Source organism: Pseudoalteromonas sp. APC 3495 (assembly GCF_030407645.1).
Taxonomy (GTDB): domain Bacteria; phylum Pseudomonadota; class Gammaproteobacteria; order Enterobacterales; family Alteromonadaceae; genus Pseudoalteromonas; species Pseudoalteromonas tetraodonis.
In genome coordinates this window covers 1-19,655 of the sequence record NZ_JASDDA010000062.1, presented here as the reverse complement: position 1 = coordinate 19,655, position 19,655 = coordinate 1, and the positions used below count along the sequence as shown (strand labels likewise).

21 protein-coding genes are annotated in these 19,655 nt (G+C 41.8%); 6 read left to right on the top strand and 15 right to left on the bottom strand.

Going from position 1 to position 19,655, the window contains the following annotated elements:
• The first annotated feature begins 149 nt into the window (after nucleotides 1-149).
• Together QL984_RS17110 and QL984_RS17105 are read left to right on the top strand one after the other, a co-directional pair.
• Nucleotides 150-1,319 carry a DcaP family trimeric outer membrane transporter gene (locus QL984_RS17110; RefSeq protein ID WP_013465661.1) on the top strand — a complete coding sequence of 390 codons (1,170 nt, stop codon included), beginning with the start codon at nucleotides 150-152 and terminating at the stop codon, nucleotides 1,317-1,319.
• A 201-nt stretch (nucleotides 1,320-1,520) separates the two neighbouring features.
• A complete protein-coding gene (locus QL984_RS17105; RefSeq protein ID WP_290173044.1) occupies nucleotides 1,521-3,641 on the top strand; it encodes a TonB-dependent siderophore receptor in 2,121 nt (706 codons plus the stop codon).
• A 127-nt stretch (nucleotides 3,642-3,768) separates the two neighbouring features.
• Here QL984_RS17105 and recA read toward each other — a convergent pair whose 3' ends face one another.
• Nucleotides 3,769-4,812, bottom strand: a complete 1,044-nt coding sequence (recA, locus tag QL984_RS17100; protein ID WP_013465663.1) for a recombinase RecA — start codon at nucleotides 4,810-4,812, stop codon at nucleotides 3,769-3,771.
• A 68-nt stretch (nucleotides 4,813-4,880) separates the two neighbouring features.
• Entirely contained in the window at nucleotides 4,881-5,369 is a 489-nt protein-coding gene (locus tag QL984_RS17095; RefSeq protein ID WP_024602330.1) for a CinA family protein, read from the bottom strand.
• Between the two features lie 21 nt (nucleotides 5,370-5,390).
• Between QL984_RS17095 and mutS the strand changes: the two genes are divergently transcribed.
• On the top strand, nucleotides 5,391-7,976 hold the full coding sequence (mutS, locus tag QL984_RS17090; RefSeq protein ID WP_290173042.1) for a DNA mismatch repair protein MutS: 2,586 nt from the start codon (nucleotides 5,391-5,393) through the stop codon (nucleotides 7,974-7,976).
• A 61-nt stretch (nucleotides 7,977-8,037) separates the two neighbouring features.
• On the opposite strand, the gene rpoS is transcribed toward mutS, so the two are convergent.
• The 11 genes from rpoS to QL984_RS17035 form a co-directional block, all read right to left on the bottom strand.
• Nucleotides 8,038-9,009, bottom strand: a complete 972-nt coding sequence (gene rpoS / locus QL984_RS17085) for an RNA polymerase sigma factor RpoS (RefSeq protein WP_028833937.1) — start codon at nucleotides 9,007-9,009, stop codon at nucleotides 8,038-8,040.
• Nucleotides 9,010-9,126: 117 nt separating this feature from the next.
• Nucleotides 9,127-9,951, bottom strand: coding sequence for a peptidoglycan DD-metalloendopeptidase family protein (locus tag QL984_RS17080; protein ID WP_075169726.1), 825 nt, complete (start codon nucleotides 9,949-9,951; stop codon nucleotides 9,127-9,129).
• A 41-nt stretch (nucleotides 9,952-9,992) separates the two neighbouring features.
• The gene (locus tag QL984_RS17075) at nucleotides 9,993-10,571 is read right to left on the bottom strand and encodes a YqaA family protein (RefSeq protein WP_016899662.1); all 579 of its coding nucleotides are present in this window, start codon (nucleotides 10,569-10,571) and stop codon (nucleotides 9,993-9,995) included.
• A gap of 9 nt (nucleotides 10,572-10,580) precedes the next feature.
• Nucleotides 10,581-11,219 (bottom strand): protein-L-isoaspartate(D-aspartate) O-methyltransferase, encoded by a 639-nt coding sequence (locus QL984_RS17070; protein ID WP_036953558.1) that lies wholly within the window; start codon nucleotides 11,217-11,219, stop codon nucleotides 10,581-10,583.
• Nucleotides 11,209-11,973, bottom strand: a complete 765-nt coding sequence (surE, locus tag QL984_RS17065; protein WP_028833935.1) for a 5'/3'-nucleotidase SurE — start codon at nucleotides 11,971-11,973, stop codon at nucleotides 11,209-11,211. Before surE ends, QL984_RS17070 begins: the two co-directional genes overlap by 11 nt.
• A complete protein-coding gene (locus QL984_RS17060) occupies nucleotides 11,954-13,003 on the bottom strand; it encodes a tRNA pseudouridine(13) synthase TruD (RefSeq protein ID WP_290173041.1) in 1,050 nt (349 codons plus the stop codon). Before QL984_RS17060 ends, surE begins: the two co-directional genes overlap by 20 nt.
• Nucleotides 13,000-13,482 (bottom strand): 2-C-methyl-D-erythritol 2,4-cyclodiphosphate synthase, encoded by a 483-nt coding sequence (ispF, locus tag QL984_RS17055; protein WP_290173040.1) that lies wholly within the window; start codon nucleotides 13,480-13,482, stop codon nucleotides 13,000-13,002. The genes QL984_RS17060 and ispF overlap by 4 nt, the downstream gene beginning before the upstream one ends.
• Complete coding sequence (ispD, locus tag QL984_RS17050) at nucleotides 13,479-14,180, bottom strand: 2-C-methyl-D-erythritol 4-phosphate cytidylyltransferase (protein ID WP_290173039.1); 702 nt, start codon at nucleotides 14,178-14,180, stop codon at nucleotides 13,479-13,481. Before ispD ends, ispF begins: the two co-directional genes overlap by 4 nt.
• Nucleotides 14,170-14,457, bottom strand: coding sequence for a cell division protein FtsB (gene ftsB, locus QL984_RS17045; RefSeq protein WP_013465673.1), 288 nt, complete (start codon nucleotides 14,455-14,457; stop codon nucleotides 14,170-14,172). The genes ispD and ftsB overlap by 11 nt, the downstream gene beginning before the upstream one ends.
• A gap of 35 nt (nucleotides 14,458-14,492) precedes the next feature.
• Complete coding sequence (locus QL984_RS17040) at nucleotides 14,493-15,080, bottom strand: hypothetical protein (protein WP_174961892.1); 588 nt, start codon at nucleotides 15,078-15,080, stop codon at nucleotides 14,493-14,495.
• 115 nt (nucleotides 15,081-15,195) lie between these two features.
• The gene (locus QL984_RS17035) at nucleotides 15,196-15,669 is read right to left on the bottom strand and encodes a DUF2947 domain-containing protein (RefSeq protein WP_013465675.1); all 474 of its coding nucleotides are present in this window, start codon (nucleotides 15,667-15,669) and stop codon (nucleotides 15,196-15,198) included.
• A gap of 61 nt (nucleotides 15,670-15,730) precedes the next feature.
• Here QL984_RS17035 and QL984_RS17030 point away from each other — a divergent pair, with 61 nt between their 5' ends.
• The 3 genes from QL984_RS17030 to QL984_RS17020 are packed head-to-tail and all read left to right on the top strand — an operon-like array spanning nucleotide 15,731 to nucleotide 18,043.
• The gene (locus tag QL984_RS17030; RefSeq protein ID WP_008110327.1) at nucleotides 15,731-15,955 is read left to right on the top strand and encodes a DUF1653 domain-containing protein; all 225 of its coding nucleotides are present in this window, start codon (nucleotides 15,731-15,733) and stop codon (nucleotides 15,953-15,955) included.
• Between the two features lie 50 nt (nucleotides 15,956-16,005).
• The gene (locus QL984_RS17025) at nucleotides 16,006-16,854 is read left to right on the top strand and encodes a MoxR family ATPase (protein WP_008464234.1); all 849 of its coding nucleotides are present in this window, start codon (nucleotides 16,006-16,008) and stop codon (nucleotides 16,852-16,854) included.
• Between the two features lies 1 nt (nucleotide 16,855).
• The gene (locus QL984_RS17020) at nucleotides 16,856-18,043 is read left to right on the top strand and encodes a VWA domain-containing protein (RefSeq protein WP_064663074.1); all 1,188 of its coding nucleotides are present in this window, start codon (nucleotides 16,856-16,858) and stop codon (nucleotides 18,041-18,043) included.
• A gap of 253 nt (nucleotides 18,044-18,296) precedes the next feature.
• Here the strand turns inward: QL984_RS17020 and QL984_RS17015 are convergent, their stop codons facing one another.
• A complete protein-coding gene (locus tag QL984_RS17015) occupies nucleotides 18,297-19,178 on the bottom strand; it encodes a hypothetical protein (RefSeq protein WP_128583114.1) in 882 nt (293 codons plus the stop codon).
• Between the two features lie 152 nt (nucleotides 19,179-19,330).
• The coding region (locus QL984_RS17010) for a hypothetical protein (RefSeq protein WP_290173038.1) at nucleotides 19,331-19,655 on the bottom strand (325 nt) is incomplete at its 5' end.

Here is a 19,655-nt window from a genome sequence, read left to right as displayed (position 1 = left end):
TTAAATACTTAAAAGTATTGACTGTTTATTAACAATCCTTATTTACTTATAAATTAAATTAAAACTATGTAAATTCAATTTGTTAGTACTATATAAGTAACACACGTTAGAAAAAACATACAACAAGTAGCCTATAAAAGGACGCAACAATGAAACTTACTCCAATTAAAACACTGGCAGCTACAGCTGTACTTTGTGCACTTTCTAGCACAGCTTATGCCGCAACAGCTGCAAAAATAGGTGATACCGAATTCACCTACGGTGGATACATTAAACTCGACGCAATGTGGAGTGACTACTCAGCAGGTGCGCCTGCAGGCACCAGTGTTGGCCGTGACTTTTATGTACCAAGTACATTAACCGTTGGCAGCGATAATAACTCAGATGCTGTATTTGATATGCACGCACGTGAATCTCGCTTTAACTTTGGTACGTCTACACTTTTAGATAATGGCAAAACGGTTAAAACTAAAATTGAGTTAGACTTTTTAGCTTCTGCTCCTGGCGGTAACGAGCGTGTGTCCAATTCATATTCTCCGCGTATTCGCCATGCCTTTATTTCTTATGATGGCTGGTTATTTGGTCAAACATGGTCAAACTTTCAAAACGTCGGTGCATTACCAGAAGCGCTTGATTTTGTTGGCCCAGCTGAAGGCACCGTCTTTGTTCGTCAATCTCAAATTAAATACACTACGGGCGCATGGTCTTTCTCTTTAGAAAACCCAGAAAGTACAATTACAACACCTGGTGGTGGCATGGCAGTGACGGATGATGCCTCATTACCTGATTTTACTGCACGCTATACCCACAATGCTGACTGGGGTAACTTTGTAGTTGCTGCACTCGCTCGTCAATTAACTTATAAAGTAGGCGGTGTTGATGCCGATGAAACTTCTTTTGGTGTCAGTGCATCAGGTATGGTTAAACTAGGTGAAGACAACCTTAAATTTATGCTTACTCAAGGTAAAGGGTTAGGCCGTTATGTTGGTCTAAACGTAGCACGTGGTGCGGTACTCAACGGTGATGATTTAGATGCCATTGATTCAACATCAGGTTTTATTGCTTATCAACATAAGTGGAACAGCCAATGGCGCTCTACATTCCTATATTCGTTTTTCTCAGCAGATAACAATACAGACTTACTTTCATTCTCAGGTGATCCGACAGAATCAAGCCAAAGCTACAGCGCAAATATTCTGTACTCACCGGTTAAACGCTTAACCTTTGGTGCTGAATTAAAACATGCAGAACGTGAGCTTGAAAGTGGCGTAGATGGCGATATGGATCGCTTACAGTTCTCTGTTAAATATGCATTTTAATTTCTTTACTGATTAAAGTACTGATTTACTTCCTGAGCGGCTTCGGCCGCTTTTTTGGTTTTTAACTAGCGCTCAGGTTAACTACAACCACACGCTTTATTTAAAAAATATCAAAGATGTGTAAAATACCGACTTAACGCAATTGCAAATCACTCTCATTTAGATTAAATTACACCCACATTTTATCTTATGGGAAACAAGATGCTGTACAAACATAAAAACTCTGCATTTAAACTGAGTCTACTTACTTCACTGGTTTTATCTGGGCATGCTATTGCTAACGACACGCAAGACGACCTACCTTTAGAAAAAATTGCCGTTTATGGGCAACATCATAAAAATTATATTACCGAAGAAGCACAGTCAGCGACTAAGCTAGGTTTAACAATTAAAGAAACTCCACAGTCAATTTCTGTTGTCTCACGTGCGTTGATGGATGACTTTTCACTTGATGATATTAATGCGGTATTAGAAAGCACCCCAGGCGTAACAGTGGAACAAATAGAAACCGATCGTACTTACTTTAAAGCCCGTGGTTTTGAAATAACTAACTTTTTAATTGATGGTTTAGGCACGCCGCAAAGCTCAGGTTCAATTCAAGGTACACTTGATACGGCAATTTACGATCGCGTTGAAATAGTGCGTGGTGCCAACGGCATGATGACCGGTGCAGGTAACCCATCAGCTACTGTAAATATGGTGCTAAAAAAACCAACCTACACAACGCAAGCTCATGCATCCGCTTCTTATGGTTCGTGGAATAATAAACGTGTAGATATTGATGTTTCCACACCGATTAACGATGAACACGCTGTTCGTGCTGTATTTACTAAGCAAGATAAAGAGTCATACCTAGACCGTTACGAAACCGATAAAACCGCTGCCTACCTTGCCTATGAGGGTAAGCTGACTGACGATACACTACTGAGCATCAACTACGTAAACGAACAAAAAGATGCCGACAGTCCTTTATGGGGCGCGTTACCACTTTATTACACTGATGGCTCAGCGACTAACTATGATGACTCAACTAGCACAGCTGCAGATTGGTCGTATTGGGATAATAGTGCTGAACGTGTTTATGTAACACTTGAGCAAAACTTATCAGCGACTTGGGTCGCTAAAGCGCGTTATGCCCACATAAAAAATGAACAAAATTCAGAGTTGTTTTATGTGTATGGCACACCAGATAAAGAAACTGGTTTAGGTTTAACGGGCTATGCGAGTCGTTATGATTACAAAGACACACAAGATTTGTATGATTTATATGCCAGCGGTAAGTTTGAGCTATTTTCGCTAGAGCACGACTTATCATTCGGCATCAGCCAAGCAAACATGGACTTTAATGACCAATCGCTTTATGACTACACTACAGGTAATGGTTTTCCAGATATGCCTGATTTAGCAAGTTGGGATGGTGTTATTCCAGAAGCGACATTGGTTGATAGACCTAATGGCAGTGATGTACAAAACACACAAAGGTCGGCTTATATATCAACTCGCATCAAATTAGCTGAACCATTGAGCCTTTTAGCTGGAGTACGCTATACCGACTGGGAAACTAAAGGTATTGCTTATGATGTAGTACAAACCCGTGATGACTCAGAATTAATTCCTTATATTGGCACAGTGTACGATTTTACCGAGTCGTTATCTGCGTATGCTAGCTATACCGAAACGTTTGTACCACAAAAAGAGTTAGACATTAACGCTGAACAACTGGCTCCTGTAATTGGCAAAAGTACTGAGGTTGGCCTAAAAGCACAGCTTTTAGGTGAGCAAGTATTTGTTACACTCGCCTACTTTGATGCCGAGCAAGATGGACTTGCTGTTGCACTTCCAAACTCTCTTCCTAGCGATACGCGTTATTATGCTGCAGATGGTATCAATAGCGATGGATTCGAAATTGAGCTAAGCGGTCGCTTAACTGATGATTTAAGTGCCAGTATCAGCTTTAGTAATTTAAGTATTGATGGTGACGAACTTGTTAAAGACTACACCCCAGAAAACCAATTAAAAATGGCTGCCACTTATCAGGTGCCATTTATTGATGGTTTAACCTTAGGTGCTAATTACCGCTGGCAAGACTCTATTAGCCGCGTGCAAGTAAAAGATCCAGCAGGCAACGCATTGGTTACTACAAAACAAGGTGCTTATGGCTTACTAGATTTAATGGCCACCTACGAAATCACTCAAAACGTCGGTGTTACCTTCAATGTTAATAACAGCACTGATGAAAAATACATAAACAGCCTCTATTGGGCTCAAGGTTACTACGGTGCACCGCGTAACTACTCACTGTCAGTTAACTGGCAGCTATAAACCTGAGTACTGGGCTCTCATGAACAGAGCTTAAGTCAATTTATAGCAAGCAATAAAAAAGCGCTAACCTAATTGGTTAGCGCTTTTTTTAAGCTCGGGTCAAATCAAGCTTTTAAGACTAATTGGCTTAAAGGTCGCCTTCGTCACCTAATACGTCTTCGCCATCTTCTGGCTCAACTGTTGCTTTTAGCAATAGCATTTCACGCAGTTTACCTTCAATTTCATCTGCAATTTCAGGGTTTTCTTTAAGGAACTTAATCGAATTAGACTTACCTTGGCCAACTTTGTTGCCATTGTAGCTATACCAAGCACCTGCTTTTTCAACAAGTTTGTGCTTAACACCTAAATCAATCAGCTCACCCTGCTTAGAAATACCTTCACCATACATAATGATAAATTCAGCTTGTTTAAACGGCGGTGCAACTTTGTTTTTAACAATTTTAACGCGCGTTTCATTACCAACAACCTCGTCGCCTTCTTTTACCGAACCAATACGACGAATATCAATACGTACAGAGGCGTAAAATTTCAGGGCGTTACCACCGGTTGTTGTTTCAGGGTTACCAAACATTACACCAATTTTCATACGGATTTGGTTAATGAAAATACATAGCGTGTTTGAGCGCTTAATGTTACCAGTCAGCTTACGTAATGCTTGTGACATTAAACGTGCTTGTAAGCCCATGTGTGAATCACCCATGTCGCCTTCAATTTCAGCTTTTGGCGTTAATGCTGCAACCGAATCGACAATAACCACATCAACCGCGCTTGAACGCACTAACATGTCACAAATTTCCAGTGCTTGCTCACCCGTATCTGGTTGAGATACCAGTAACTCATCAATGTTAACGCCTAGTTTTTGTGCATAAATTGGATCAAGAGCATGCTCAGCATCAACAAAGGCACACGTTTTACCTTCTTTTTGAGCTTCAGCGATAACTTGCAATGTTAGCGTTGTTTTACCTGATGACTCTGGGCCATATACTTCAACAATACGCCCCATTGGTAAGCCGCCTATGCCTAAAGCAATATCGATACCTAGCGAGCCTGTTGATACAGCGTCAATGTTTAACGCCTTGTTATCACCCAATTTCATAATTGAGCCTTTACCAAATTGACGTTCAATTTGTGATAAAGCTGCGTCCAATGCTTTTTGTTTGTTATCGTTCATTTTACTCTCCAAATCCAGCTAATGCAGACAAGTATACTGTATGAAATCACAGTATCAAGCTAATTTTATTATTTTATCTTCTCTATTATACTTTTCAATGAAAATACAATAGCTTGCAGCCTAACTTGCGCCCTATCTCCATCAAATACTTGCTCAAACGTCCAGTGTTTACCGTTAATTTGTAGCCCAAACCACACAAGCCCTACCGGTTTGCCCTCAGTGGCACCACCGGGACCTGCAATTCCTGAAATAGCAATGCCAATATCAGCATTAGCCGCCTTACATGCACCTGCTGCCATCTCAATGACTGTTTGTTCGCTCACCGCGCCAAATTCCTCGAGGGTATCACGCTTCACATTGAGTAATTCATGCTTTGCGTTATTGCTATAAGTGACAAATGCGCGGTCAATATATGCAGAGCTTCCGGGGGTATCGGTAAGCGAATAACTCACACCACCACCAGTACATGATTCAGCGGTAGTGATCCATAAGCGTTTATCCGTTAAAATAGCGCCTAATTGCGCAGCAAGTGTCTTAATCTCTTGATGTAATTCCATATTCAGCCTTTGGGTAAATACATGTCGTTTGATCTTTATGCACCGCACACTATAAAACAACAAACCCCTATGATGCAGCAGTATCTAAAAATAAAATCAGAGCATCGCGATATTTTATTGTTTTATCGGATGGGGGATTTTTACGAACTCTTTTTTGATGACGCAAAACGCGCCGCGCAATTGCTTGATATTTCACAAACACATCGTGGCAAAGCCGGCGGCGATCCTATTCCTATGGCGGGCGTGCCTTATCATGCAGTAGAAAACTATTTAGCCCGCTTAGTACAAATGGGCGAGTCGGTGGCTATTTGTGAGCAAGTGGGCGACCCAGCCACCAGCAAAGGTCCTGTTGAGCGCAAGGTAGTACGTATTGTCACTCCGGGTACCATTTCTGACGAAGCCTTACTGCAAGAACGCCAAGACAACCTTTTAACCAGTGTTTGGCAAAATAAAAAAGGCCAATACGGTATTGCGTATCTTGATATCAACTCAGGGCGCTTTAATGTTGTTGAAGTAAACACTGATGAAGCATTTAGCTCAACGCTACAACGCTTAGCGCCTGCTGAATTACTGTATAGCGAACACTTTGATAACACTCACTTAATTGAACACATTAAAGGGGCAAGACGTCGCCCTGATTGGGAGTTTGACCTTGATACCGCGCAACACTTACTGTGCGAGCAGTTTGGGACCAAAGATTTAGTGGGGTTTGGCGTCGACAAAGCACATAGCGCCTTGGTTGCAGCAGGCTGTTTAATGCAGTACGTAAAAGATACCCAACGTATTGCATTACCGCACATCCGCGCAATCACTCTTGAGCATAACGAACACGCGGTTATTTTGGATGCGCCAACCCGTAAAAACCTTGAGTTAACGGTTAATTTATCCGGCGGCTTTGAAAACACCTTAGCCCAAGTGCTTGATAAAACAGCAACGGCGATGGGCTCGCGATTACTTAAACGTCGCATTCATACTCCTATTCGTAATAAAGATGAACTCAACTCACGACTTAATGCTATTACTGCTATTTTAGATGCACAATTATGTGGTGAACTGCATGACGCGCTCAAAGAGATTGGTGATATAGAACGTGTAATTGCTCGCTTGGCATTACATACCGCTCGCCCACGCGATTTAACACGGCTTCGCAGTGCGCTTCAAGCATTGGCGCCACTGCATAGCTTATTAAACGATGCAACTGATACACGTATTTCACATATAATTACGCATTCTAAAGAGCTTCCTGAGCTACAAGCATTACTTGAACGTGCTGTCATTGATAATCCGCCAGTGTTAATTCGTGATGGCGGCGTTATTGCGCCAGGGTATAACAGCGAACTCGATGAGTGGCGTAATTTAAGCCAAGGTGCCACCGATGTGCTTGAACAGCTAGAGCAGCGCGAACGTAAACGCACCGGTATTAGTACACTTAAAATTGGTTATAACCGAGTGCATGGCTTTTTTATTGAAGTGAGTCGCGCCAACTCGCACTTAGTGCCTGCAGATTACATTCGTCGTCAAACATTAAAAAATAACGAACGCTATATAATCCCAGAACTAAAAGAACACGAAGACAAAGTTCTCGGCAGTCAATCAAAAGCGCTGGCCCTTGAAAAACAATTATACGAACAGTTATTCGAATTTATAGCTCCGCATATTGAGCAGCTACAAATAATGGCCTCAGTAATTGCCGATCTAGATGTACTGAACAATTTAGCAGAGCGTGCCCAAACACTTAATTATGCCAAGCCTGAGCTTTGCGATAACGATAATATCAGCATTAAACAAGGCCGCCACCCTGTGGTAGAGCAGGTAATGAAAGACCCGTTTATTGCCAATCCTGTGGAGCTCAATAACCAGCGTAAAATGTTGATTATTACCGGCCCTAACATGGGCGGTAAATCAACCTACATGCGCCAAACTGCGCTTATTGTGCTTATGGCACATATTGGCTGTTACGTTCCTGCCGATAGCGCTAAAATCGGTAATATAGATAGAATATTTACCCGTATTGGCGCCAGTGACGACTTAGCATCTGGGCGTTCAACCTTCATGGTTGAAATGACCGAAACCGCGGCTATTTTAAATAATGCCACCGCGCAATCATTGGTGCTTATGGATGAAATAGGCCGAGGAACCAGTACTTACGATGGTTTATCACTGGCGTACGCGACGGCTGATCACCTCGCTTCAAAAATAGCGGCTAAAACCCTGTTTGCAACCCATTACTTTGAACTTACAGAGCTTGCAGAGCAAACGCCTGGGCTGGTTAATGTGCACCTAGATGCCATCGAACACAACGATACCATTGCCTTTATGCATACGGTATTAGATGGCGCAGCGAGTAAGAGCTTTGGTTTGCAAGTAGCTGCACTGGCCGGGGTGCCTAAAGCAGTTATTGCCCAAGCTAAACAAAAGCTAAGCTTGCTTGAAAACCATCAAAGTGTCACCACAGTTACTACAGAGCAACAGGTTTTACCGTTTGATAGTGAACCGCAAATAATTCAGCCTAGTGAGCTTGAGCAACAAATGAGCGCAATAGACCCTGATAACCTATCACCGCGTCAGGCGCATGAACTGCTTTATAAATTAAAAGCACTGCTTTAAACGCAAACAGCCCGGCTTAAAAAGCCGGGCTGTATTCATTTTTCTGTGTGTTTAGATTAGATTAAGCGAACTGTTCAAATAAGCTTTCGGTACTTAAGCCTTCTTGTTGCAAAATATCTTTTAACCGACGTAACGCCTCAACCTGTATTTGGCGAACTCGCTCACGGGTTAAGCCTATTTCACGGCCAACATCTTCAAGGGTTGAGGGTTCATAGCCTAGTAAACCAAACCGACGTGCAAGTACTTCGCGTTGCTTAGGGTTTAATTCACCTAACCAGTCAATAATATGCGTATTCATATCGTTGTTTTGTACTTCACCTTCGGGGCCTACATTTTTTTCATCAGCTATCACATCTAATAATGCACTGTCATTCTCGCCACCAATGGGCATATCTACAGAGGCTATTTTTTCATTTAGGCGTAGCATTTTGGTGACGTCTTCAACCGGTCTATCTAAGCTTTCTGCAATTTCTTCTGCGGTAGGCTCATGATCAAGCTTTTGCGTTAGCTCACGTGCTGTACGTAAATAAACGTTAAGCTCTTTAACTACATGAATAGGCAAACGAATAGTACGCGTTTGATTCATTATCGCCCGCTCAATGGTTTGACGTATCCACCATGTAGCATAAGTAGAAAATCGAAAACCACGTTCAGGATCAAACTTTTCAACCGCTCTAATGAGTCCTAAGTTGCCTTCTTCAATTAAATCGAGTAGAGCAAGCCCACGATTGTTATACCTGCGCGCAATTTTCACAACCAAGCGTAAGTTACTTTCAATCATGCGTTTACGGGAAGCTTCACAGCCTTTAAGCGATTTTCGTGCAAAAAAAACTTCTTCTTCGGCACTTAATAGAGGGGAAAAACCAATTTCGCCTAGGTATAACTGAGTGGCGTCGAGGTTTTTAGTGACTTCTTCTTTTACAAATACGTCTTCATCTTCCACGTCATCAAGTAGTTGCGTTGGCTCTTCAACTTTTGAATCGTCAAACTTATCATCAGTGGGGGTTTTCTCAGCTTTTGCTACATCAGCCATAAGACTTCTCCTGAGCAAGCTATCAATAACTTTATGATTAAGGTCTGTAGTCGTTTTATTAGCTTTTGCTGTATTAGCCATGAGCCTTCTCCAGAACTGTCAATCAACACCTTTAGTTCAGGGTAGGTATTTAGCAGGGTTAACAGCTTTTCCTCGATAACGAATTTCAAAGCGAAGTGCCGTTACTGAAGACTCTGAATTACCAATTTCTGCTATTTTTTGTCCCGCTTTCACTATTTGCTTTTCTTTAACAAGTAACTTTGAGTTATGTGCATAAGCACTTAGGTAATCATCATTATGTTTCAATATAATTAAATTACCGTAACCTCTTAGTGCACTACCCGCATAGACTACCGTTCCTTGAGCAGCGGCGAATACTGCCGTCCCCTTTTTATTAGCAATCTGTAGGCCTTTATAACCATTTTCCTTGTTAGAAAAGCGTTGGATTATTTTACCTTTAGCAGGCCAAAACCAACTCAACTTTCTGTTTGTAGAACCTTGAGACTTGCTAATTTTTTGGTTAGCTTGTTTTTGAACATACCTTCGTTTTTTCGGCTTATCAAGCTCTTTCTTTAATTTTTTGTTATTTTTTTGTAAATGAGATGACTTTTTAGCTGGGTGTTTTTCATTCGTTTTTGCTGTAACCCTTGGCTTACTTGGTTCTAAAAGAGAAACAACCTGACCAGGAACAATAGTGTAAGGTGATGGAATTGAATTGTTTTTTGCAAGCTCTCTGAAATCTTTTCCGGCACTAAAAGCAATCGAGTAAAGTGTATCGCCTTTTTGTACTGTGTATTTTCCGCCGTTAATATTAATCCGTGAGGGATAGTCATTAATATTATTATTTAAACTGCTTACCGGAGCGGGAACATGGCGAGACGAGCATGCACAGAGCAAAACACTAATAAATAAAGCAACATAACAGCGTATTTGTTTATTCAATGCGTTTTGCCCTCTGCGTTAATAACATTAATATATAGTACTTAACGTAATAAAATGTACGCAACAACAATTAAAGCAACAACAGCCCAGCCAAGCACTTCAATATATTGACGTAATTTTTGCTCCATTTTAACTCCGCCCCATTTCATTAAAGCAGATACTAAAAAGAAACGCGCCCCTCGTCCAACCGCCGATGCAACAATAAAGGGTAAAAACGCCATTTGTAATACCCCTGCACCAATAGTAAATACCTTATAAGGAATAGGCGAAAACCCGGCTAAAAATACCACCCATACGCCATAATCTTTAAACCATGTAAGTGCCGTATTAAATTTATCTTGCCATTGCATTTGTGCAATAAAAGGCTCTACAACAGGTTCAAATAACCAAAACCCTAGTAGATAACCTAGCACGCCACCAAGCACAGAAGCTACGGTAGCAAAGCTTGCAAATCGCCATGCTTTACTCGGTTGTGCCAGCGACATAGGCGCTAACATTACATCGGGTGGCACCGGAAAAAAAACCGATTCGGCAAAGCTCATCCCTGCTAAATAACGTTCTGCATGGCGATGCTTAGCCCACACTAAGGCCATATCATATAACTTGGTAAACAACTTCAAAATGAATTCCTATTCAATATCGCCAGGGACCAAAGGTACAAATCTTACTGGCGCAATTACATGCTCTGTAAAGCTATCGCCTTGGCGAATAACCATGGTTAATTTTTGTTCTGCCTCACCAATGGGGGCGAGTAATACGCCTCCATCTGCAAGTTGTGCGAGTAGTTCTGGAGGGATAATCGTTGCCGCAGCCGTCACAATAATGCCATTAAATGGCGCTTGCGATTGCCATCCTTGCCAACCGTCACCGTGTTTCATAGTGACATTATATAAATCGAGCTGATGTAATCGACGCTTTGCTTGCCATTGCAAAGCTTTTATACGCTCAACCGAATACACCTTATCAAAGGTTTTAGCCAGTACCGCGGTTTGATAGCCGGATCCGGTACCAATTTCTAACACTTTACTTTTCACGCCAGCTAAACGCATCAATTCGGTCATGCGGGCAACAATGTAAGGCTGAGAAATAGTTTGTCCTTGCCCTATCGGTAGCGCCGTATTTTGATACGCTTTGTGCTTTAGTACATCATCAATAAAAATATGCCGAGGAATTTGCGAAATCGCCTTTAAAACCTCCTTATCTTCTACGCCCTCTCGTTGTAATAGATCTGAAAGCGCTTGTGCACTGCGGGTATAATTAGCCAGCACGGTTGATCTCCAACTCGGCTAACCACTCTCCCACAGCTTTGATACTGTCTTTAGCGGTCATATCAACGCTCAATGGGGTGACTGATGCATAGCCATTATTTACAGCATAAAAATCGGTGCCTTCACCGGCATCGCTTTCTGTACCCAAAGAACCATACCAAAAAATATCGCGTCCCCAAGGATCGCTTTGCTTAGTCATGGTTTCTGCTTTGTGTCGCGCGCCTAAGCGAGTTACCTGAACCCCTTTTAGCTCACTTAAAGGAATATCTGGCACATTAATATTGATGATCTGATCTTTAGGCAGTGGATGCGAAGCAAGCCCTTTAATAATATTGACCGTAACGGCTGCTGCCGTTTCAAAGTGTTCACCATGGTGAGAGCACAAAGACACCGCAATTGCTGGTAAACCCAGATGACGACCTTCAGTCGCCGCAGCAACCGTACCAGAGTAAAGTGTATCGTCACCTAAATTGCCGCCGTGGTTAATACCGGCTACCACTAAATCGGGCTTTTCATCCATTAATTGATTCACACCTAAATGCACACAATCCGTTGGCGTGCCATTAACCGACATAAAGCCATTGTCGAGTGTCGTTGCACGCAAAGGATTCATTAACGTCAGTGAATTACTTGCGCCACTGCAATTTCTATCTGGCGCAACCAGCGTTACCTCAGCAATTTGTGTTAATGCTTGGTATAAAACAGCAATACCTTTGGCATTAACACCATCATCATTACTTAATAGAATCTTCATCTGCGGTATCCTTTTCTTTTCGCTCGCGAGGGCTGGCATCAGTATAATCGACCAGTTCGCGCAGTAAAGCCGTTGCAAAGCAGCCTTTGGGTAAACCAAAGCTGAGTTTTAATGTGCGTTCATCAAGTGTTTCTATGCTTAGCTCTTGGGGGATTAAACGCAGCATTCTGCGCTCGTTTTTAAGCCCTAACTCACCTAAGCCATCACACCATGCTTGATACGGTGCCAACCATGTTTTTTCTTGTTCGGTAAGGCCTTTTTCGCTTTTGCCCACCATGGGCGCCGACATCATAATATCGCCAGAGGCAAGACGTGCAATATTTTCATCGCTGATCGCATCTTCAAAAAATGCATTACTGCCACTGAGCATAAATACTTCGCGGTGCATGGTTTTAGCAAGGCCATGCTCAGCCACGCGTAAACTAACAATTTGATTAAACACATGTGAACGCGCAGCTGAAATAATAATGCCTCGCAGCTTTTTATCGCGTATGCGCTCACCGGCAAACATTTTTTCAGCCATGACTAAGTTATGCCCATCACGGCCAAAACGCTGCTCACCAAAGTAGTTAGGCACACCAGCACGCACTGCGTTTATACGGCACAAAATATCAAGCGGCTCGGTTACATTACGCAAGGTAATAGTAAATCTATTTCCTTTATGACAACCGGTGCGCAATTTTCGCTCATGGCGCTGTTGCGATACCACAAACACGCTTTCGCTGTTGAGCTCAGTAAAATCAATATGCTTTTTAATCGGTACTTTTACGCTAAACCACTGCGAGCATACTCCATGGCGGTCTTTCATACCGGCATAGCTTACATCACGTGGCGATACACCCGCTTTTTGTGCAATCAGCTTGGCAACATATTGGGTGTTTTCACCCTTTTTAACCACTTGCAAACACACGTGTTCACCACTGCCGGTAAACTCTATACCGAGATCTTCATCAACCATAAAGTCTTCTGCGGTGGTTTTAAAATCGGCTTTAGAAAGCGGCGCGCCGTATAAATAATTTAATTCGCTCATGCGCTTTCTTTACTCATAATGACTACGGCATGACTTGAAATACCTTCTTTACGCCCCTCAAACCCGAGCTTTTCAGTGGTTGTAGCTTTAACATTTACCTGTGAGAGTTCAGCATTTAAATCACTGGCAAGATTGGTTCGCATTTCTTGAATGTGCGGCAGCATTTTTGGTGCTTGTGCCACAATGGTGACATCCGCATTGCCCAATACATAGCCCTGTTGCTTGGCTAGACTCACTACATGGCGAAGTAAAATACGGCTATCGATATTTTCATACTCACTGGCTGTATCTGGAAAGTGCTTACCAATATCACCTAATGCCAATGAGCCTAAAATCGCGTCACATAAAGCATGAATAGCTACATCACCATCTGAGTGCGCTAAAAAGCCTTGCGGGTAATCAATTTTTTCGCCGCAGATGGTTAAAGGCCCTTGGCCACCAAACTTATGCACGTCAAAACCATGGCCTACTCGTATCATGTTGCACTCTCATTATTTTGTTTTTGCAGTAAAAAACCTGCTAAGTCTAAATCTTCTGGGGTGGTAATTTTAATATTATCACTGCGCCCCGCCACCAACCTTACCGGCTTATTTGCCCATTCCATGGCACTGGCTTCATCAGTAATAATTGCCCCATTGGCTAACGCATTTTGCAGTGCTGTTTTGAGCTCGTCATATTTAAAAAGCTGTGGCGTAAGTGCTTGCCATAAATCATCACGAGGCACTGTTTGCTGCGCATGGCTTTGTCCTCGTTTTACGGTGTCTTTTACTTTGCTGGCTAAAATGCCGCCTTCATCAGCCTGCATGCACTGTGCTATTAGGCGCTCTATATCAGCAATATCCACTAAAGGTCTTGCTGCATCATGCACCAAAACCCAAGTCGGTGGATTGGCAGCTAAAAACAATAAACTGTTTAATACTGAATCTGCACGCTCTTTACCGCCAATAGCACGCAAGATGCGAGGATCAGCTAGCGTAAGGTCGTCAAAGTAAGGGTCGGTTTCGCTCAAAGCCACCACTATAGAATTTAACTGCGGTAACTGCGATAACTTAGCGAGCGTGTGCTCTAAAATGGTTTTCCCTGCTAAGGAAATATATTGCTTTGGTGTTGTGTGTTGCATTCTGCTGCCAACACCTGCGGCAGGAACAATAGCTGCAATAGTAAATTTATTTGTCATGGTGTTGAGCCGGTAAAACACGAATAAAGGTTTCGTCCGGTTTAATCATTCCTAATTCGTTGCGGGCACGCTCTTCAATACCTTCAAGGCCGAGCTTTAAATCTTCTATATCCGCTTTTAATACTTTATTACGCTTGATCAGCTTTTCGTTTGTTTGTTGATGCGATGCTACCGCATTTTTTAGACGGGTGTAGTCTTGCACACCATTATGGCCAAACCAAAGTCTATACTGAATAAAAAGTGCTAAGCACAACAAGCCAAATTGAAAAAATCGCATTAAACACTCCTTATTTTAATTTTGAATTGTAAGCTTTACGCCAATGGCCGCTTAACATTGCGCCAATTAATATTGGCAGCCAATAACATTTCCCGTAACGATAATACCCGTGGCGTACTGCGCTTTGAAAACTGCCACTGGTGGCCACAACACGCCGCAGCAAGCGTTGCTTTGTTGGGTTTGAGTAATTGCGCACTTTGCTGCTCAAGCCCTTGGCCTAAAAAATCAAACCAGCCAAGCTCATTGCAATGAACCTGTGTTTTAGTTACTTGGTCAATGCTGTCTATTCTAACCCGAATTTGGCCGTGATTTTGTAATAATACAGGAATAATCAGCCCAACTTTGGCATAGACTTGATAAAAAAGTTCATTCGCTGAAGAATTAACTTCTGGCGGAGTTGGTTTTTGCTTTTCAAGCCACCCACCATTTTGCGCATCGAGCGTAAAAGGCGATGTTGCATTAGCCACCCGTGTTGCGGCACGTTCAATGTAATAAGGCAGGCTTTTTAATTGCCTGCGTAAACGATCACCATTAGGTTCAGCAACTAAGCGTTGCACCTCTCGCTGATAAAAGGCATTACATAATTGTGCATAAAGCACTTTTTGTGCATCAGTTTGCCACATTTCAACTTGTTGGTTTGTGTCAAACTGCTTATTTTTATCGACCAATCGCTGTACTCAAAAACACCTTAATAGATGTTTTATAACACAGTAATGCACAGTTTTTAAGCACCGATTGTTAGGGCTTTTCGCCTAATTTCGCAATGCCTGATTCTAAAAATTGCACAACCGTATTACGTTTTTTTCCAATTAATAAACTGCCATCGGCTAAAAACATAAAGTTTTGCCAGTTGCGTTTAAACACATCAAAGCTCGTTTCAATAATATTATCGCGCGCCATACAAAAATAAACGGTGGTGTTAGCCTGCCAGTCTAGGTGGTTTAAAATAGCGTCAGGAAATTGGGGATCTTCGCTTTCCCATGCGTCTTCCCAATTTACTTCTTGGCTAAAGTTTTGCTCTTGCGCGCACCAATCGGTTTTATCAAAAAAGTCAGGATGATCATGTTCACGACTCACCATGGTTGTCCATAGCACTGCAGCACGTTCGCTGGTCATCGGTTTAATATTAGCTGCATCAATATCTGAAACCGGAATATCTTTGTGGCGAAATACCCAGGCTTTTTTGTAATCATCAAGAGAAATATAATTCATAGTATTGGCGTATTCTTTGGCATAATAAAAAGCGAAGGCAAATTATACAAGATAACAGACTATGACTACAGCACTAAAACTGGGTTTATATCAACACTACAAAGGCCCACAATATAAAGTTATGCATGTGGCAACTCACAGCGAAACCAACGAGCAATTGGTTATTTACCAAGCCTTATACGGTGAATACGGCATATGGGCACGCCCACTAAGTATGTTTACTGAAACCGTAGAAAAAGACGGTAAAACGATTGCGCGTTTTGCCTACCTTGGTGAAGCCGATTAACTATGGCATTATAACGCATAATAATTACTGCTCAGACCAGAGGATGACCCGTGCAATTTAATTCAACCGACAACTACATCGCAAGCTCAGCATTAAAACAGGCAGTAAACGCCGCTATTATGCTGCAAAAACCGCTTTTAATTAAAGGCGAGCCGGGCACAGGTAAAACCATGTTGGCTGAAGAGCTGGCAAAAAGTTTAGATACTGAGCTTATTCAGTGGCATATAAAATCAACCACTAAAGCGCAGCAAGGTTTGTACGAGTACGATGCGGTATCGCGTTTGCGCGACAGCCAGCTAGGTGATGAGCGCGTTCACAATATTAGCAACTACATAGTTAAAGGTAAGCTGTGGCAAGCCTTCATGTACGCTGAATTAAACGGCAAACGCCCAGTACTGCTTATTGACGAAATAGACAAAGCCGATATTGAGTTTCCAAACGATTTACTACTCGAACTCGATAAAATGGAATTTCACGTTTACGAAACCGGTGAGCGCATTGTGGCCAAAGAGCGCCCTATTGTGATCATCACATCAAACAATGAAAAAGAGCTGCCTGATGCGTTTTTACGCCGCTGCTTTTTCCATTATATTGATTTTCCAAATAGCGACGAAATGCAGCAAATTATTGATGTGCACTACCCGCATGTTAAACAAGATTTAGTTCGCCAAGCACTTGAAGTGTTTTTTAACTTACGCGAAGCCAACGGCCTTAAAAAGAAGCCATCCACCAGCGAGTTACTGGATTGGTTAAAACTATTAATGGCTGAAGATATAGACGCGAAAACTCTGCACGACAAAGCGCAAAAAGGCGGCTTAATGCCGATGTTTGGCGCACTACTTAAAAACGAGCAAGACATAAGCCTAATCGAAAAGCTCGCGTTTATGAGCCGTCGCTAATATGTTGGTACAGTTTTTTTTCACGCTACGCAAATACCGCTTGCCTGTGAGCCTGCGCGAACTACTCGATTTAATTAACGCTTTAAAACAAGGCGTTATATTTGCTGATGTAGACGCGTTTTATCATTTAGCGCGCACTATTATGGTAAAGGACGAAACCCATTTTGACCGGTTCGATAAAGCCTTTAGCGATTACTTTAGCGGTATTGCCGACTTAGACCTGCTCGAGAGCTTAAAACAGCAACACAATTTACCTGAAGATTGGTTGCGTAAAGAGTTTGAAAAGCACCTAAGTGATGAAGAAAAAGCCCAACTAAAAGCCATGGGCGGGCTAGACGAGCTGATGAAAACTCTTAAAGAGCGTTTAGAAGAACAGCAAAAACGCCACGCTGGCGGCAATAAGTGGGTAGGTACCGGCGGCACCTCGCCTTTTGGGGCATACGGCTATAACCCTGAGGGCATACGCATTGGTCAAGACGGCAACCGCAATCGCCAAGCGGTAAAAGTGTGGGATAAGCGCGAATACCGTAACCTCGATTCTGACCGCGAAATTGGCTCACGCACCATAAAACTGGCCCTTAAAAAGCTACGCAAATTTGCTCGTACTGGCGCAAGCGACACCCTTGATTTAAACGAAACCATACGCGCAACCGCCAAACAAGGCGGCATGCTCGATGTAAAAATGGCTCCCGAGCGCCACAACGCGGTAAAAGTATTGATGCTGTTTGATATTGGCGGCTCAATGGATGACTACATTCATACCTGCGAAGAGTTATTTAGCGCCGCCCACAGCGAATTTAAACACTTAGAATTTTACTACTTTCATAACTGTTTATACGAACACGTGTGGCAAGATAACCAACGCCGCCACTCAAACGTTATTGACACCATGACGCTGATCAACAAGTTTACCAGCGACTACAAAGTTATATTTGTCGGTGATGCCACTATGGGCCCGTATGAAATTGCCTATCCTGGCGGCTCAGTAGAACATTGGAATGAAGAACCCGGCAGCGCGTGGTTGGCACGAATCACTAATCACTTTGATAAAGTCGCGTGGCTCAACCCACAACCGGTTGAACACTGGCCGTATTATCAATCAATTGATTTTATAAAGCAGCTGATGGATAACAGAATGTACCCGCTGAGTTTAGATGGAATAAGTAGCGCGATAAAAGAGCTGAGTTAAATATTAATTTACGACAGCTCAGCGCTAGCAGCAGAGCTTCGGGCGTGAACCCATAACTTTGTTGGGTAGCGCCTTCGGCTTAACCAACCTACCTTTTGACGTAAGTCGAATAAGTGGCGAAGCCACGCCATCCGACAAAAAATATGAATTTACCATAAACAGTCCGACGCACCGTGTTGCATCACGGCTTAATCACTAAATTAAAATGTAATAAATATACCACTCGTGCAAAATAGCTTTTAAACTGTTTTTCTCACCTTCTCACGAACGTTATATCCGAGTAATTAATTGAATCTCTGTGCTTTTCTTTCAAATGATCATAAACTTCAAACCAATTAAGAGATAAATCAATACTTTTGTGTTGATGCTCTACCTTACATATATAATTTTTAAAACCGGCTTTGGTAGCATAGTTTTTACACATTGTTCTGAGTGAGGTTTGAGCCTCGCTAACAGCTATCTTTGTTAGCTTACGGTTTAACATATGCATTTTGGAAATAGCGTATACAAAGCCGTCAATAATGTCTGTAAGATCAAGCTTAATATCTTTGTGTAACATTTTTTCAGGCACCCCTGCTTCTTCTAAATCTTTGTAATTATAAAAGATACCGAAATGAGCTGTCTGGTTTAGAGTATCTGGAGCATATCTTACACTTGTTGTGAAGCATCGGACTGGTAATGAACTATGCTGACTATGACCACGAAGTTTACAGCCAACCACATAATTTAGATTCGCATTATAAATTTCACTGCGATGCTCTAAGACTTGCTGTTTTATACTATCCTCATTTGTTAATTCGAACGAAAAACAGCGATTCTTTTTCTCATTATAATGCCAGTCTAGATATAGCTTACTTAAATTAAATAAATTAAAAGCCAAACGGTTCAATGAGCTACGGACTTCGTAATTGAAGATATAGTCTGCAAACGGGAATGATACTGACCTCAATTCCCAATAATTAACTTTGTTCTTGTAATCCCAGTAAGCTTCAATGATTTGGTCGTAAATAGTTTCTATATCAAGAGCTTTGGCCAAAAGACTTCTGTAATCTAGAGCTTCTGTAATTTCACATTCAGAAACTTCAAAATCTTTGTTTTTTAATTCATCTGTACAATATATGATTAAATTTTTCATAAACTCTCAAAAACTCTAACAAAACTGTAGAATAATTTTATAGTCACAAGGATGTTCATAAAGTGGCACTCCCCCATTAACGGGCAATAAATAGTTGTTTTAATTTGCCGAGTAGAAGCATCTGGCTATGAAATTGCTTAAATAACTTGTTATTAGTTTGGAATATATTGCGAAAACCTGCGCTTCAAGCTGTCAGGCCATTTGCTGTGATCACCTCCCCAAATACTTCTAGCTTCTGTGTACCCAAGTTCTAACTCTATTTTTTTACCTTTAACTAGGTTGTCCCTATAGAGTTGATAATACAAAATCGCTTTACTAGAAAACTTAGATTTATCATCCTCTTTATTTTCGCGCTTAGCACAAAGCTCTAATTTGTTATAAATTTTATGAATACTTACACTTATAAATGCATATTGAATTTCTTTACATTTATGCGAAAAATTTCGCTCATTAATATTTCTTATTAAAGGTATTAAA